Here is a 16,653-nt window from a genome sequence, read left to right on the forward strand (position 1 = left end):
ATAAAGCTAAATGCAAAAAGCCGAGCAATTAACAGAGCTCGGCTTTTTTTGTACCTGAATGAATGCTTCCTTTAAGAGCTATTCGCTCTCTTCTGGCTTGGTTTTGTATCGCTCAAACCACGCTATTATGTTGCCTACTTTTTGAATTAAGCGTGAAGGGCGACTGGCAATACCGTGCGATGCGCCAGGAATTCTTACCATGGCGGCATCAATGTTTTGCAATTTCAATGCTTGGTAATACTGCTCTGACTCGCTAATTGGCGTGCGGTAATCAGCTTCACCGGTAAGTAGCATTGTAGGAGTTTTTACGTTACCCACTAGCGACAGCGGACTGCGCTTCCAAAGTTTATCCGCAATGTTCCACGGCATATCGGCCATCCAGTATTGGCTAAAGTACGGATAGGCATCGGCGGTTAACGCAAAGCTTACCCAGTTGATAACGGGTTTTGCCACTACAGCAGCGGCAAAGCGGTCTGTCTTGCCAATAGACCATGCGGTAAGCACGCCACCACCAGAACCACCTGTAATAAATAGGTTGTCAGTATCTACGTAACCTTTGGCAATTACTGCATCCACTACGTCCATCAGGTCATTGTAGTCTTCAGACGGATAGTTATGGTGAATGGTGTTACCAAAATCTTCACCGTAAGAGCTACTGCCTCTAGGGTTGGCCCATACCACCACATAACCTTGCGCAGCCATTAACTGAATTTCCATGGCAAAGTGCGGGCCGTAAGCCGCGTGAGGTCCGCCGTGGATTTCTAAAATAAGCGGGTATTTTTTCGTACTATCAAAGCCTAGAGGCAAAGCTACCCAAGCGCCAATGTCGCGCTGGTCCACCGAGCTTTTAACGTTAACATCTTTCACTTCTGCTAAGGTTTTATGCCCTAGCGCATCGGTATTAAGCTGGGTAAGAAGCGTAGGTGATTTGCCTTTGCGAAATAGCGCCAAGTCGCCTGGAGTAGTGCGCGAAGCCGTGGTAAAAACAATATCGCCCTTTTTACTAAGTGCAAAGTCGCCCGATGTATATGGGCGTCCAAGTGCTTGCCCACCAATAGCCACGTCAATGGGCTTAACATCACCTTTTAAGTTAACGGCGGCTAGCTTTGTTTCACCTTTATCAAGGTACGAAAACACCAAGCCACGGCTATCTTGACGCCAAACAAACTTACCTAACGATCTATCAAGCGATGACGTTAATCGCGTAATGTCACCCGACTCCAGCTCCATCATTACTAAATCACTATTTTGATACGAAAGCTTTCTGTCGTTTAGCTGGCTAAAAGCAAGGTATTTACCATTAGGACTTAACGTTGGCCTGCTTTCTGGACCATCCATATCGGTAACTTGAACAAGCTCTCCTGTGTTTACGCTTACTTTGTAGATATCGCTAAACAGCGGGTTAAGTGCGTAGTCTTCGCGATGTGGTGTTGCAAAGTAAATCCAGTCGTTGTCAGGCGAGAAAGAAAGCGTGCCACCGCTTGGAAATTTACCCGAGGTTAGCTGACGCGGCGTACCACCTTCTACAGGAAGCACATAAATTTGATTATAGCCTTCGCGCAAGTAGCCTCGACCGTCGCCACGATACTGAGTTGAATCGATGTATTTCGCCGTTTCTGCCCATTTTGCCCCTTTGGGCTTAGCAGGCATGCCGGTGAACAGTGGTTTTTGCTTTTCAGGTGTAAACAGCGTAAACGCTAAGGTTTTGCTGTCGTTCGACCATGTTATTTGGCGCGGTGTTTCGCTTAAGTTAGTCAGTCGGACTGACTGTTTACTGTCAACGTAATAAAGATGAAGCTGGGCGCGCCCTTTCACCGATTTTGTGTAAGCAATATATTTGCCGTTAGGTGAAAGCGTTGCCTGCGATAGATTTACATCATCGCCGATAAATGGGCGGTGTTCACCCGACTTGATATTTACCTGCCACAGCCTGCTTTGACGACTGTCGGTCATAATATCCATGCTTTGGCGACTATAGATAACCGTATCACTGCTAATAAACTGCGGGCTAGCAACAAATTCTAGGTTAAACGTGTCTTCGTACTTAAGCGGTGATATGGCTGCTTTTGCTTCAGTGTTACTCGGTTCGCTTTGTAGCGCGAACGCTGTATTGGCAGTAAAAAGTAAAGCAAGGGCAGCTGCAGGTGCACTCAAGTGCTGTCGGTTGAGTAAAGTAGACGCGAGCATATAAAAGTCCTTTATTATTTTTCGTTGTTATTACTTACAGCGTAATAGGGTCAGGTGTTCACCATATCGCTTTATTTTTCAACTTGTAGACAGTATGCGGTGATGTGCAGGTGGAACGCGATAACAAATCGCTCTTTTAGTTTATTCGCGCTTCAAACTTACTTTGCCCACAAGGATATCTTTGAACATAACCCAGTCGCCAAGCAAACTGTAAAAAGGATGTTTGAATGTCGCCGGTTTATTTTTTTCAAAGAAAAAATGGCCCACCCATGCAAAGCCGTAACCGATGACAGGAATTAACCACAACAGCGCCCAGTTAGTGGTATAAACGGCCATAGCAATAACACCTAATACCAACCAAGAACCCACAAAGTGTAAAGTTCGACAGGTTGGATTGCTGTGTTCAGCTAAATAATACGGATAAAACTGACTGAATGAAGTAAACGGACTTGCGGGCTTGGCTTGCGTTGCCTTTTCTTCTGTTGACTTAGCTTCTGTTGTCATAGGTTATCCTCGAATTTCATCTTATGAAACTGCTTCTTATATTACTGCGTCGTTAACAATACGTTAACACCTTTGCGTTAGCTTAAATGTCGTCAATTTGACAGTTTGAGGGTAATAGCACTGCCTAGGCCTTGTTCAAGCTAGGTAAGCCTTCGTGAAGCCCTTGTATTTTTTGAAGATGTACCCCATATTCCAAGGCATACAGCAAAGTGTAAAGGCGCGAGTTATGGAAAATTTAGTTGCTAATCATCAAGCAACCATTGTTGATATTACCGTAGAGAATTTTCAGCAAGTTATCGTAGAGGCATCGCAAGAAAAGCTGGTGCTAATCGACTTTTGGGCAGACTGGTGTGAGCCTTGTAAAGACTTGATGCCCATTTTAGAAAAGTTAGCGGGCGAGTACAGTCAGCATTTAATTTTGGCAAAAGTCGACTGCGAGGCGCAGCAAGAAGTGGCTGCGCAGTTTGGTATTCGTAGCTTACCTACCGTAATGGTAGTGCAAAACGGGCAACCAGTAGACGGCTTTGCTGGCGTTCAGCCAGAGCAGCAAATAAGAGAAATGCTGGCGAAGTATTTACCTAACCCGGAAGATGACTTACTTGCCACAGCCGGTAAAGCAATTCAGCAGGGCGATTACGCCACTGCGCTACCTGCTGCTAAAGAGGCGCTTGAGTTAAGCCCTGATAACGTGAACGCCAAATACATGCTTATCGACTGCTTCATTGAAACGGGGTCGATTGACGTTGCGAAAACGCTTCTTGAAGAGATTAAGCTAGTCGATCAAGACTCTCGCTATAAGTCGCTTGCAGGCAAAATAGAGCTTGCTGAACAAGCGGCAGACACGCCTGAAATTAGGCAGCTTACCGCTGCTGTACAGGAAAACCCTGACGACCTACAGTTGAAGGTTGACTTAGCGGTGCAGTTGCAACAAGCAAATAAAGCACAAGACGCGCTAGAATTACTTTACGGTGTGTTGAAGAAAGAACTAGGTTTTGGCGATGCGAGAAAGCTGATGATGGACATGATGAACGCGCTGCCAGATGGTGACCCGCTAAAATCAGAATATCGTCGTAAGGTTTACAGCCTTTTATATTAGTACTGCTATTGCAGCGCGTACGTTATTCGATGTCATGCTAAAAAGCCGGCGAGTGCCGGCTTTTCTTTATCTTTAAATTCGTTATACCGCTTGTGCGCTATTTGGTTACTTCGTGTTTAAGGGCGAATACCCTTCGGTATGAAGCCAGTTGAGCGCAGAAAAATATTTCTCAAAATATTCACGCTCGTATTGAGGAAATTCAACCTCTCGCTGTTTTGCAGGGTGGGTTCGCTCAAGCTGTGCACGTTTCACCATGCCGCTATCTAGCACATAAGCACTGCGGCACAAACCTCGGGATATATTGGTTTTAATGGCATCGGCCAAACAGGTTTGGCATTCAGGGGTTGAGAGTACCCATCTACGGCCATCCATCAGTGCGGCCCAGGGTTTGTCGTCGAACTTACTAATAAGGTCGTGCATTTCCTCAACAAATAGTTCGGTCGTTCTTAAATTCCACGCACCTGTAGCAAACACCTCAAGCACATTGCCCGAGATATCCAAAGAGTAATTTCCGTATTTTGGGAAGCGCATAGTGAACCCTACCAGTAGAGCGCGTATGTATAGCCATACACTAATTAACAGTTTATAGCAGACTTTAAGTAAATTGCAGCATCAATAGGTATAAAAAAATATACTCAGCTTGGTAAGGTAACAAGTTAAAACACGCGCTATGGGCAAAACTATTTACACTTAAGTGTAACTAATTGTAATTCGTGAGCATGCTTACCCATGCTATACACCGCTATTTTTGGTAGGGTTTAGACGGTTTTATATTAGGGTATTGGTGTTATGTCGTATCAGCAGTTTTATCAAGGTTTTCTTTCTGCAAACACTCACAACCAGCATTATGCGTGTCATAGCCATTACTTTTGGCCCGACTGCACGCGCGATGCCATGTTGCAGTACTGGGACGACAGCGCAAAATACGTTGACCACAAATGGGGTTACTTTTTCGAAACGCTGGTACCTCAGCTGCAAACGAAAATAAGCAACATATTAAACACATTAGCGCCTCAGCAAATCGTGTTTGCACCCAATACTCATGAACTGCTTTATCGCATTATGAGCTGTTTCGACAGTACTAAGCCATTTAAAGTGGTGTCTACCGACAGCGAGTTTCATAGTTTTCAGCGCCAGGCCAGCCGCTTGCAAGAACAAGGCAGCATAGAACTCATTACGGTACCTACTCAGCCTTTTGCGACGTTTTCTGAGCGGTTCAAAGCTGCCATTGCTCAGCATAACCCTGAACTGGTGTTCTTTAGTCAGGTATTTTTTAATTCAGGCTATGTGGTGAGCGATGTTAATGACATCGTGAATAGTGTGACAAACGACGACACGCTTGTTGTTATAGACGGCTACCACGGCTTTATGGCAAAGCCCACCGATTTAAGCGAAATCGCCCATCGCGCCTTTTACTTAGCGGGCAGCTATAAATACGCGCAGGCAGGCGAAGGAGCATGCTTTGCACATGTGCCAACTGGGTGTACCTTGCGTCCGGCTTACACTGGCTGGTTTGCCGAGTTTGGCGATTTAGATAAGCCTCGCCAAATAGACGGCAAGGCGGCAGTGCAGTATAGCCAAGACGGCATGCGCTTCGCCGGCGCAACTATGGACTTTACGGCGTTATACAGATTGCGCGCCGTGCTGAATTTGTTTGAAGAAAACAACATTAGCATTACTACGGTTAACGATTATGTGATGCAAATGCAGCAGCATTTCTTAGAACAGCTGAGTGCTCAGCAGCACCCCATGCTTAATGCATCAAACCTTGTGGTAAAAGACGCATCTGAGCGGGGGCATTTCTTAACGTTTGAATTAGAAAGTGCTGATATTACCCAACAGCTATCTGCTGCATTAAAAGAGCAAGGTATCCTTACTGACTCTCGTGGTAACCGACTGCGTTTCGGTTTTGGGCTTTACCATACTAAGGACTACATGGATTTAAGCGCTATTAGCGGCTTGTAGCATAAGCTCTTGTAAAATAGAAAGGTAAATAAATAATGGATTGGCTACTACCAGCGCTTGCGCTTGTGCTGATTGTTGAAGGCATTGGTCCTTTGTTATTCCCTAACAAGTGGCGAAATTATCTACTACAGGTAAGTCAACAGCCCAGTAATCAGCTTCGACAAATGGGCGGAGTGCTGGTGATTATTGGCACACTACTTTTATTGTATTTTAATTAGTCGTTGCGTGTGGCTCGACCATTTGTTCAGTTTTCTTATGCCACCTCTTGCGTTATACCTTTCAAATTAAGGTGTTACTGGCACGTAGCCATTATTCGGGGAAAAGCAGGTTTTCAAAAAACAGCACTTTGCTTAACGTGTAAAATAATTTCGTTGTATTTTTGTTCGAAAAGGGGGTGATCCTTGCTCTAGAATTTTGTAGAATCCCCGCCTAATTTTCTTACACATATGATTCATGGCAAAGAACGTTGTGGTACTCGGCACTCAATGGGGTGACGAGGGTAAAGGCAAGGTCGTAGACCTACTCACAGATCGCGCAAAATATGTTGTTCGCTACCAAGGCGGGCACAATGCAGGTCACACTCTAGTAATCGACGGTGAAAAAACCGTTCTTCACTTAATCCCATCAGGCATCCTACGCGACAATGTTACCTGTATTATCGGTAACGGTGTGGTACTTAGCCCTGACGCACTAATGAAAGAAATGACTATGCTTGAAGAGCGTGGCGTTCCAGTGCGTGAGCGATTGAAAATAAGTGAAGCATGTCCGCTTATTCTTCCTTATCACATTGCCCTAGATGTGGCGCGTGAAAAAGCACGTGGCGCAAAAGCAATTGGTACAACAGGTCGTGGCATTGGTCCGGCTTACGAAGATAAGGTAGCGCGCCGCGGTTTACGCGTAGGCGACCTTTTCAACGCTGAAGACTTCGCAGCAAAGCTTAAAGAAGTACTAGACGTACACAACTTTACGCTTACACAGTATTACGGCGAAGAAGCGGTAGATTACGATGAAACCTTAAAATGCGCGATGGAAGTTGCTGACATTCTTAAGGCGATGGTAGTTGATGTAACCGACGAGTTAGATAAAGCGCACAACGCTGGTTTGCCTATCATGTTTGAAGGCGCGCAAGGTACGCTTCTAGATATCGACCACGGTACATACCCTTATGTTACGTCGTCTAACACTACCGTTGGTGGTGTAGCAACAGGCGCTGGTTTTGGCCCGCTTAAGCTAGATTACGTGCTAGGTATTGTCAAAGCATATACCACTCGTGTTGGTTCTGGTCCTTTCCCAACTGAGCTTGAATGTGAAGTGGGTCAACACCTAGGTGTTAAAGGTCACGAGTTTGGTGCTACTACAGGTCGTAAACGCCGTACTGGTTGGTTTGACGCCGTTGCAATGAAGCGTGCAGTGCAAATTAACTCTGTGACGGGTTTCTGCCTAACTAAGCTAGACGTACTAGACGGTCTTGAAAGCCTGCAAATTTGTGTAGGTTATAAAGACGCAGACGGCAATGTGAAAGACGTACCACCTATGGCGGCTGACGGTTACGAAAAAGTAACGCCAGTATATGAAGAAATGCCGGGCTGGAATGACAACACATTTGGCGTAACCGAGTTTGACGCGCTTCCACAAGCTGCAAAGAATTACATCAAGCGCCTTGAAGAGCTTACTGGTGTACCTATTGATATTGTATCAACAGGCCCAGACAGAAACGAAACTATTGTGCTACGTAACCCTTACGATGCGTAATAAATAGTGAATTGTTTGAAAAGCCCAGCACATGCTGGGCTTTTTTTATATCTGCATGTTTTTCCACGCGCGTTAAACATTAATTAACAATTTAGTTGCGTTGAACACGAACATCCCTATTAATATAAGATATCGAGATTAATGTTTCGCGTTACCAAAACGCTATCGGAGCCTTCTTATGCCAAATAGACCTTCTCTTCATGCAGTGGAATCGGGTATTTGTTATGTTGATACCGTTCAAAAGCTAAATAACAGCTACATGACCGGTAAAACCCAATCTCTAGAGTGGCGTAAAACACAGCTGCTAGCGCTTAAGCGAATGCTGGAAGAAAACCAGCACGACATCCTCCAGGCATTGAAGAAAGATTTAGGTAAATGTGAAACCGAGGCGATGGTAGCCGAGCAGGGCTTCTTACTTTCTGATATCGATCATACGCTTAAACATTTAGATAAGTGGGTGAAACCACGCAAGGTGTCTACGCCTATTGTGGCGTGGCCCGGTAAAAGCTTTCAGCAGCCCGAACCGCTAGGTACGGTACTGATTATTGGCGCATGGAATTATCCACTTCAGCTTTTACTTGCGCCTTATATTGCTGCGCTAGCGGCGGGTAACTGCGCTGTATTAAAACCATCTGAACTAGCCGAAGAGACCTCATCGTTAGTGGCCAGGCTTATTCCGCAATATATGGATGTATCTTGTGTTGAGGTTATAGAGGGCGGAAAAGAAGAGTCTACGGCGCTTCTGGCGTGCAAGTGGGATCACATTTTCTACACAGGCGGTGAAACGGTTGGCAAAATTGTAATGAGCGCTGCAGCACGCCATCTAACGCCTGTTACGTTAGAACTCGGCGGTAAAAGCCCGTGCTTTGTCGATAAAAATACCAATCTTAAAGTAACAGCCAGACGTTTGGTGTGGGGTAAGTGGATGAATGCAGGGCAAACCTGTATTGCACCCGACTATGTCATTGTCGAAAAAGGCTTCGAGCACAAGTTTATTGATGCAGTGAAAAAAGAGCTTAAAAAGCAATATGGCAAGTCGGCGTTAATGTCGCGAGATTACGGCAACATTATCAATCATCGTCACTTCAAGCGCTTAGAAAGCTACCTTGATAGGGTGAATGTGGTGTACGGCGGTGAAATTGATGAAACACGACCCGCTATGGCGCCAACGCTTGTACTAGAGCCGTCGCTAGACAGCCCTATTATGAAAGAAGAGATTTTTGGTCCTATTCTGCCCATTATTACCGTAAATAATATGGATGAAGGCATTGCGTTTGTGAACGAACGCGCGAAACCGCTAGCACTATATGCCTTTAGCGATAGCGATGAAGTGCTAGACCATATTATTAGCCGCACTAGCTCTGGCAGCGTGTGCACAAACGACACCATGATGTTTATGACAAACCCAGAACTGCCGTTTGGTGGTGTGGGCAACAGCGGCATGGGTAGCTATCACGGTCGCCATGGCTTCGATACGTTTAGTCACCTAAAAACAGTTATGAAGCGTTCGTTTGCCTTAGATGTTCCATTTAGGTATGCGCCGTTTTCTAAGCTTAAATTGTCGTTATTGAAAAAGTTTTTATAAAGGAAACGTTATGCCGCAGCCTTTTCATTTAGCCATTCCCGTTACTAACTTGCACGATGCAGATGCGTTTTATGGCGAACTGTTAGGCTGTGAGAAAGGAAGAAGCGATACGCAGTGGATAGATTGGAACTTCTTTGGACATCAACTGGTAACCCATTGTGTGGCTGAAATGCCCTCGGCTCCTGCGCACAACGGCGTGGACAATCACGCTGTTCCTGTGCCGCACTTTGGTGTGGTGCTAGATATGCAAACCTGGCAAGCGTTAGCGAAAAAGCTTGAAGCGGCAGGCACGCATTTTGTTATTGCGCCTTATGTGCGCTTTAAAGGTCAGCCCGGTGAACAGGCCACCATGTTCTTTAACGACCCGTTCGGTAATGCTCTTGAATTCAAAGCCTTTGCCGATATTAATGAGCTGTTTGCTACCTAGGTAACCTTCAATGCGCTGCGCTTTTTGTTATCTAGCGTTGGCGCGCTTCTTAAAACGACTGGCCTTTGAAAATGCTGCGACGGCGACGGGGTTTAAATCGTCTATACAGCAACACCACGCCGGTTAAGGTAAATAAAAACGCACTTGCAGAAAACGCAATTAACAGCGGGCTATTAAAATTGCTTCTGTCCTTATAGTCCATAATGTGCAGCATCCACATAAAGTCGAACAGGCGCCATGTGTTGGTACGAACACGTGTTACTGCGCCCGTATTGGGGTCGATATAAAATCGTGTTTCTAAATCGTCATCAAAGGTCACTTGCCACAGCGGTGCCGACAAGTTCTGAACTTCTTGCGGCAATGTAGAAAGCAATACGGTATCTACAATTGCACCTTCGCCTTGGTATTGAGCTTCAGCCAACGAGGCAATAGTGCTCTTTTCTAGCGGTAATAGCGCCTCACCGTTTACAGCATTAAAACGAAACAGGGTGTCGTTACTGTTCACTTGATAAACCGGGGTACTAAGAAGGGCTGAGGGCGTAGTCTGAAGTCGATGCGTTAAGCGAAGCGTTGCATTGTCATCAAACGTTGATAACACTTGTTGTGGACTAACGGTGGCTTGCTGCCACGGCGTGTTAACGCGCTGTCGTAAATGGTTACCACGAACCTCTTCTATGGGAAGGTAGGCCATTACCAATCCACTTAAAAACCAAAGACCTATTTGAATAAACAAAATAAGGCCCAAGTAGTTATGTAGCGCGCGCATAAACTTGTGCATAGTGTCAGTTCTATTTTTATTAGCATTGTTATTATAGTTATTAGTTTATAGAAGCAGAATGACAGCGAATACGCAACTATTAAACGCTGTTCGTGTTAATGTAGCCGCCGTTACATTATGCGTTTAAAAGACGCTTTACACTATGAGAAGGGCAACTACGTGCACAAAACATTAATACTCGTAGACGTACAAAACGTGTATTACACGTGTCGTCAGGCTTATAAGCACAACTTCAATTACAATGCCTTCTGGCAACAAATACAGCAGCGTAGCCATATTGAAAAAGCCTTTGCCTATGCTATTGCGCGAAACGACACCAAGCAGCGCGAGTTTCAGAATATTTTGCGCGCTATTGGTTTTGACGTAAAGCTAAAGCCTTTTATTCAACGAAGCGATGGTTCCGCTAAAGGTGACTGGGATGTAGGTATTACGGTTGATGCACTTGAGCACGCAAGCGAGGTCGATGAAGTTGTACTTGTATCGGGCGATGGCGATTTTGATATTTTGGTTAACGCACTTAAACGCAAACGAAAAACCGTAACGGTTTATGGTGTGCCATCATTAACCGCAGAGAGCTTACAAAAAGCAGCATCGAACTATGTTGCTATTGATGCTGCGCTGCTTCTATAAAGGCTCTGCTTTTGCAGTCACTAAACTTGCCCTGTCGTAGTTAATTCTTATTTTGCTACGAAGCGTTGCCCTGCATTTTGATGTTGAGCTTAGTACTTGGTTTTAAAATTTATAAGGCAATTTTAGTTAGTTGCGGCTTCAACAATGCTTTTGCCTCTGCCACTTTTCTCGCTTGCTGCTTCAACGCTGTCGCCATTGCGCTTGATAAGGTGTACATCGCCAAACCTGCGGTTATCGAGAGTGTAGCCCATGGCTTCTAGCGCCTTTAATTTTTCAGGGCAAAAGCCATCATGCATGCGTATTTTATCTTTGGGCAGAAGCTGGTGGTGAAAGCGCGGGGCATTTACGGCTTCTTCAGCGCTCATATTAAACAACAACGCATTTAACAGCGACTGGGCCACCGATGAAATAATGGTGGTGCCGCCCGGTGAACCTGTTACCAGTACCACTTCATTGTTTTTTGTGACCAGCGTTGGTGTCATAGAAGACAACATGCGTTTATAGGGCGCAATGGCGTTAGCTTCACCGCCTACTGCGCCAAAGAAGTTTGGTACGCCTGGCTTGGCACTAAAATCGTCCATCTCATCATTTAATAAGAAGCCTGCCCCTGTTACCACTACGCCACTGCCAAAGGTAAGGTTAATAGTAGTGGTATTGGCAACGGCATTGCCCCACTTATCAAGTACAGAGAAGTGCGTAGTGTCTTCACTTTCTTTAAGCCCTGGCGTTACATTGACCGTTTCAGAAATGGTTTTACTATTTATTTCTTTGGCTCGCGCGGCAGTGTAATCGGCATGGGTTAGCGCAGCTACAGGCACGTCAATAAAGTCTGGATCGCCCATGTATTCGGCGCGATCGGCGAATACACGTTTACCAATTTCAGACATAACATGAATATACTCAACGCTATTGTGAGAAGGTAAATCTTTTGTTGCAGTATACGCTTCAAGCATGCCAATCCACTGCGCTACCGCAACGCCGCCCGAGCTTGGCGGCGGCGCAGTTACCAGCTGGTAACCTTGCCATGGTAAGTGCAGTGGCTCTCTAAATACTGCTTTGTATGCAAGCAGGTCGTCGTGGGTAATAAGCCCGCCATTTTGCTGCATGAAACTGACAATCTGATCTGCCACCTTACCTTGGTAAAAACCGTCTTTACCATTTTGCTGAATGGCTTTTAACGTATTGGCAAGTTCAGGCTGCTTAAACAGGGTGTTGGCTTTAGCATCAGCAAAATAGTCTGCGAAGTTGCTTTTTACTGGCTTGTTTGTGCCTTGAGTTTCTTGTTTAGCAGCTTGTTTAGCTTCTTGTTTAGAGATGTAGCGAGTAACATTGTTGGCCAGCTTTTCATGAACAATAAAGCCGCCTTCAGCAAGTGTTACGGCGGGTTCAAGCAAACGCGACCAGCTTAATGTGCCATACTTTTGATGGGCAGCCCACATGCCTGCTACTGTGCCGGGAATGCCTGAAGCTTTAGCGCCAAACAACAGTTCATGTGCTTTCACATTGCCTTCGTCGTCTAAGTACATATCGCGGTGTGCACTTTTAGGTGCCATTTCGCGGTAGTCTAGAAAGTCTGTGGTATCTTCAAACTTTATCGTCATAAAGCCACCGCCGCCTACATTGCCAGCCTCTGGTAACGTAACCGCTAATACAAATTGCGCTGTAATGGCGGCATCTATAGCGTTGCCGCCTTCTTTTAGTACCTGCATTGCAGCATCGGCGCTGTAGCTGTCTGGCATTGCTACAGCGTGTTGTGACTGTGCTGAATTTATCGAATGCGCAGAAGAAGTGGTATCCGTTGCTTGTACACTGGTTTCGTTGCTTTTATTTGGGCTACAGGCCGATAGAATACACGTTGCTAAAAATGCGCTGGCTATTGCCACAATTGCTTTTTTTACGCCCCTCGAACCTTTACAACGAGCGTCGGTATATATTGATTTCTCAATCGTCCATTTCATTAATGCAATGTCCTTGTGTATTTGTTTTTTTCTTAAGGCTTTTTCTTACTCTTTCTTGCCTTTATACCTTGAGCATATGCTTTGCCCAAAAAGCTAACTCAACGTTTTAAGCGAGTTAGCCAAGCATTACCAAACTGGCAACGACGTAAGCGACTAATGTTAAACCGCCTGCTAGAAGCGCATAAGGAAATTGGGTTTTAACGTGGGTTAGCACATCGCAGCCTGCGGCCAGTGACGACACAGCCGTAGTGTCGGAAATAGGTGAACAGTGATCGCCAAAGATACCGCCACCTAAAATTGCACCTATTACCAAAGAAGGTGGCAAGCCTAAACTTTGAATTAGCGGCACGCCAATAGGAATAAGAATAGCGAACGTACCCCACGATGTGCCGGTGGTAAACGACATTACAGCACCTGCAATAAACAGCATGGGCACAATGAGCACCATCGGCAAATACTCACCTACTATACCCGCAACAAATACGCCCGTGCCTAGCACTTTTAAGCTATTACCTAAAGTCAGCGACAGCAGTACGATGGTAACCAGAGGCAGCAGCTCTCCCATGCCTTTAAAGCCAATTTCTACCGCTTGCTGGTGCGTAAAACGTTTGTGCACCAGCAACAAACCGTAGGCAATGGCTGTAGCAAGCGCCGTTGCATACAACACACTTTTGCTACCGCTACCCTGCGAAAGCACACCGTTCCCTGTCCAAAACATAAAGCCCACCATGCTAAGTACCATTACTAGAAGTGGTACTAACATAAAGCGGGCTTTGGTAGCGGGCTCTGTATGTTGTGTTTCAGAGGTGCTCGACAGTAGCTTTTCTTCCTCTGCCATAGGGCCGTGCACTTTGTCGGCTGAAATGGTGTAAGCCACAATAAGTAGGGTGAAAATAGCATAAAAGTTAAAAAATACGCTGCCCCACAAAATAGAGGCAGAAGACGCGGGAAGCTCGTAAGAATCTAACAAGCTCAAAATAAATGCGCCCCAACCATTTAATAATATAAGAATACAAACAGGCGCACTGGTAGAGTCGATAATATAAGCCAAACGCGCGCGGCTCATACCAAACCTGTCAAAAAGGCCACGTGCAAAAATACCTGCGGTCAGCACGCTTAAATTCGATTCTATAAACACGGCAACGCCGGTAAACATGGTAAGCCCACCTACTTGTTTACGGCTTTTGGCAACGCCTTTATTCACTAAGTAGTTCACGGTGGCCGTTACACCACCGGAATCTCGAATAAAAGCGAGTAACGCACCTACTAAAACAGAGAAAATAAGTACCCTTGTATTGCCTGGGCTGGCTGCGGTATCTACTACACGCTCTATGGCGTTAATAGGCGCTAGATAGCTGGTGGTAACATCGGCACTAAATAGAATAAGCGCTTCGGCACAAAGCACGGCCAGTGCAAGCGCAAGAATGACTTCTTTTTTCCAAAAAACAACGATAATCGCTACAAGAGGGGGGATGACCGACATCCAATCCATACTTCTTTCCAATCTTATTTTTAAGCAATGTGCTTAACGGTATTTATACAAGCTTGTAAGGTTGCGCCGTATAGTCAAATACGAATGTGTAAAAACAGGTTCAGCAACAGAGCGCATTTCAAGGCTATCTGGGCAGTTCACCATCGGCGAAACCGCTAATTTGTGGTAGCGTACCGTATTGTGTGCTGTGTTACCAAGGATAAGATCAACATTGCAAGTCTTCGCATTCTCCAAGGTTTTTAGAAACCTACTACTTTTTATCTTTATCAATGCTATTACCGCGGTATCTGCTGTTGGCTCAGCTAGCGCGTTCGCTGCCGTTCAATCGTCAACTAATGCACCTGCTAACACAGCTACTAATGTTCCTACTTATGCGCCTAGTGCCAGTGATAAACTAGCAAAGACAAAAGCCATGGTCGGGCAAAAGGTTATTCTCGACTTTCGGTATTTCTGTCACGACGGCACAGCGTCAAAAGCGTGCAGAACGCCAATGACAAGTATTCCAGATGCATTGCTTCAAGTACTTAGTCGCAACAATATTGGTGGTGTTATTCTTTTTGCAGAAAACATACAAAGCGCTCCGCAGTTAATAACGCTTAATCACACTATGCAGCAACACATGACCCAACACGGCAAAGCGCCGCTTTTCATTGCTGTAGACCAAGAAGGTGGACGAGTATCACGCCTGCCATACAGTATGCTGGCACCGTTTGCGGGTAACATGGCAATTGGTGCCAGTTTTCACAAACACGGTACCGCGTTTTCTACTAACGTTGCAGAGCATATTGGCCAAACGTTATTGCCTCTTGGCATTAATACCAATTTCGCACCATCGGTAGACGTTAATAGCGAACCTAAAAACCCAGTTATTAATGTGCGTAGTTTTTCACAGTATCCACAGCAGGTGGCTGCATTAGGCGAAGCCTTTGTATCTGCCATGCAGCGAAGTGGTGTTATAAGCGCAATAAAACACTTTCCAGGCCATGGTGATACGCATGTAGACAGTCATAGCGGATTGCCCAACGTGGCTCATTCAAAAACTCATGCGCTAGCTACCGACATTTTGCCATTTGCCAACATTATTAACAGCAACACGCCACCGGCTATGATAATGAGTGCGCACATTCAGTACCCATCGCTTGATAGCTCAACGCTTATCGATAAAAACGGTAACGCACAGATAGTGCCTGCCACATTATCTAAACGTATTTTGACCGACCTATTAAGAACGCAGCTTGGCTATCAGGGGCTTGTCGTTACCGATGCATTAGATATGGCAGGCATTGCACAGTTTTTTACTCCTGAAGACGCCATGGTAAATGCATTTAAAGCGGGGGCTGATATTGCGCTAATGCCATTTACTATTCGCACCCCTAACGACATTGCCGATTTTGAAAAATTGCTGAGTAATGTGAGTAACGCAGTAGCGAAAGACGAGCAGCTTTATGCAAAAGTTCAGCGCTCCAATAATAGGATTGCCAGTGCAAAGCAGCAATTTGAACTGCATAAATTTGTCGCCAAACCTGCATCGTGGTGGTTAAGCGAAGCCGCTGAAATTAACGATAAGCAGCACGGGAACGGTACAATAAAAAAGGGAGTGCAACTTCAGAAAGCGCTTTCTGAAGCGGCTGTTACGGTGCTTCATGGCAAACAAAACTTACCGGTGCGCGCAATGCGCTATGTTGCATTTATGCCAGACAGTGCACGTTGTTTAGCGTTAGAGCACGCGCTTTCTGCCAGTGCTAAAAAAGCCTTAAGCGATATGAAAGCCATAAGTAAACAAAACGCCCTGCAAAGTGAATCGCTTCAATTTGTTTGTTTGCCCTTACTCACATTACCAAAACAGGCTTTAGTAAAACGCTTAATAAACGACACCGATGCTATTATTGTTGGTGACATAAGCCCAAGACATGCTAACTACGAGTTAGGCGGTTTAGATAATGCCGACGTAGTGAAGCAGCGTGCGCCGCTTTCTACTATCCATGCGTTCATGAAAGATGTTATGCACTATGCAAAAGGGCAGGGGAAGCGTGTTGTTTTTGCGCCAATGCGTATGCCGTATGTAGCACAAGAGATGGCAGAGGCGTCTGATATAATCATTGCAACATTTAGTTATGTAGTTAACGTAAACCCAGATAAAGATGTGGCGGTTAAAGCAACCAGTCACGTACTTCAGGCGTTTACCGATGTGCTGATGGGCAACATCGAAGCGCACGGGCGCTCACCCGTTAACGTAAACATAAAACCAAACCGTTCGTTATTACAAGAAGGACATTAGT

The 16,653-nt window shown here is 45.4% G+C and carries 14 protein-coding genes; 8 read left to right on the plus strand and 6 right to left on the minus strand.

The window, feature by feature from the left end:
* Positions 1-78 precede the first annotated feature (78 nt).
* Both V7R35_RS14555 and V7R35_RS14560 read right to left on the minus strand, forming a co-directional pair.
* Positions 79-2,187 carry a S9 family peptidase gene (locus V7R35_RS14555; protein ID WP_334015634.1) on the minus strand — a complete coding sequence of 703 codons (2,109 nt, stop codon included), beginning with the start codon at positions 2,185-2,187 and terminating at the stop codon, positions 79-81.
* 141 nt (positions 2,188-2,328) lie between these two features.
* Complete coding sequence (locus V7R35_RS14560) at positions 2,329-2,691, minus strand: DUF962 domain-containing protein (RefSeq protein ID WP_334015635.1); 363 nt, start codon at positions 2,689-2,691, stop codon at positions 2,329-2,331.
* Between the two features lie 226 nt (positions 2,692-2,917).
* On the opposite strand from V7R35_RS14560, the gene trxA reads away from it, so the two are divergent.
* Positions 2,918-3,787, plus strand: a complete 870-nt coding sequence (gene trxA / locus V7R35_RS14565) for a thioredoxin (RefSeq protein ID WP_334015636.1) — start codon at positions 2,918-2,920, stop codon at positions 3,785-3,787.
* Between the two features lie 105 nt (positions 3,788-3,892).
* On the opposite strand, the gene V7R35_RS14570 is transcribed toward trxA, so the two are convergent.
* Positions 3,893-4,318 carry a hypothetical protein gene (locus V7R35_RS14570; RefSeq protein ID WP_334015637.1) on the minus strand — a complete coding sequence of 142 codons (426 nt, stop codon included), beginning with the start codon at positions 4,316-4,318 and terminating at the stop codon, positions 3,893-3,895.
* Between the two features lie 258 nt (positions 4,319-4,576).
* Here V7R35_RS14570 and V7R35_RS14575 point away from each other — a divergent pair, with 258 nt between their 5' ends.
* From V7R35_RS14575 to V7R35_RS14595, 5 genes are all read left to right on the plus strand, one after another.
* Complete coding sequence (locus tag V7R35_RS14575; protein WP_334015638.1) at positions 4,577-5,752, plus strand: aminotransferase class V-fold PLP-dependent enzyme; 1,176 nt, start codon at positions 4,577-4,579, stop codon at positions 5,750-5,752.
* Positions 5,753-5,787: 35 nt separating this feature from the next.
* Positions 5,788-5,970, plus strand: a complete 183-nt coding sequence (locus V7R35_RS14580; protein ID WP_334015639.1) for a DUF2065 domain-containing protein — start codon at positions 5,788-5,790, stop codon at positions 5,968-5,970.
* Between the two features lie 235 nt (positions 5,971-6,205).
* A complete protein-coding gene (locus V7R35_RS14585; RefSeq protein ID WP_334015640.1) occupies positions 6,206-7,504 on the plus strand; it encodes an adenylosuccinate synthase in 1,299 nt (432 codons plus the stop codon).
* Between the two features lie 178 nt (positions 7,505-7,682).
* Complete coding sequence (locus tag V7R35_RS14590; RefSeq protein WP_334015641.1) at positions 7,683-9,089, plus strand: aldehyde dehydrogenase family protein; 1,407 nt, start codon at positions 7,683-7,685, stop codon at positions 9,087-9,089.
* Positions 9,090-9,099: 10 nt separating this feature from the next.
* The gene (locus V7R35_RS14595; RefSeq protein ID WP_334015642.1) at positions 9,100-9,516 is read left to right on the plus strand and encodes a VOC family protein; all 417 of its coding nucleotides are present in this window, start codon (positions 9,100-9,102) and stop codon (positions 9,514-9,516) included.
* A gap of 49 nt (positions 9,517-9,565) precedes the next feature.
* On the opposite strand, the gene V7R35_RS14600 is transcribed toward V7R35_RS14595, so the two are convergent.
* Positions 9,566-10,294 (minus strand): PepSY domain-containing protein, encoded by a 729-nt coding sequence (locus V7R35_RS14600; protein WP_334015643.1) that lies wholly within the window; start codon positions 10,292-10,294, stop codon positions 9,566-9,568.
* 159 nt (positions 10,295-10,453) lie between these two features.
* Here V7R35_RS14600 and V7R35_RS14605 point away from each other — a divergent pair, with 159 nt between their 5' ends.
* On the plus strand, positions 10,454-10,924 hold the full coding sequence (locus V7R35_RS14605) for a LabA-like NYN domain-containing protein (RefSeq protein WP_334015644.1): 471 nt from the start codon (positions 10,454-10,456) through the stop codon (positions 10,922-10,924).
* Between the two features lie 122 nt (positions 10,925-11,046).
* Here V7R35_RS14605 and ggt read toward each other — a convergent pair whose 3' ends face one another.
* Positions 11,047-12,882, minus strand: coding sequence for a gamma-glutamyltransferase (gene ggt / locus V7R35_RS14610; protein WP_334015645.1), 1,836 nt, complete (start codon positions 12,880-12,882; stop codon positions 11,047-11,049).
* A gap of 115 nt (positions 12,883-12,997) precedes the next feature.
* Positions 12,998-14,374, minus strand: coding sequence for a Na+/H+ antiporter NhaC family protein (locus V7R35_RS14615; RefSeq protein WP_334015647.1), 1,377 nt, complete (start codon positions 14,372-14,374; stop codon positions 12,998-13,000).
* Positions 14,375-14,585: 211 nt separating this feature from the next.
* Between V7R35_RS14615 and V7R35_RS14620 the strand changes: the two genes are divergently transcribed.
* Positions 14,586-16,652, plus strand: a complete 2,067-nt coding sequence (locus V7R35_RS14620) for a glycoside hydrolase family 3 N-terminal domain-containing protein (RefSeq protein WP_334015649.1) — start codon at positions 14,586-14,588, stop codon at positions 16,650-16,652.
* The last annotated feature ends 1 nt before the right edge of the window (position 16,653 follow it).

The organism is Alteromonas sp. S167 (genome assembly GCF_036864375.1).
Classification (GTDB): Bacteria; Pseudomonadota; Gammaproteobacteria; order Enterobacterales; family Alteromonadaceae; genus Alteromonas.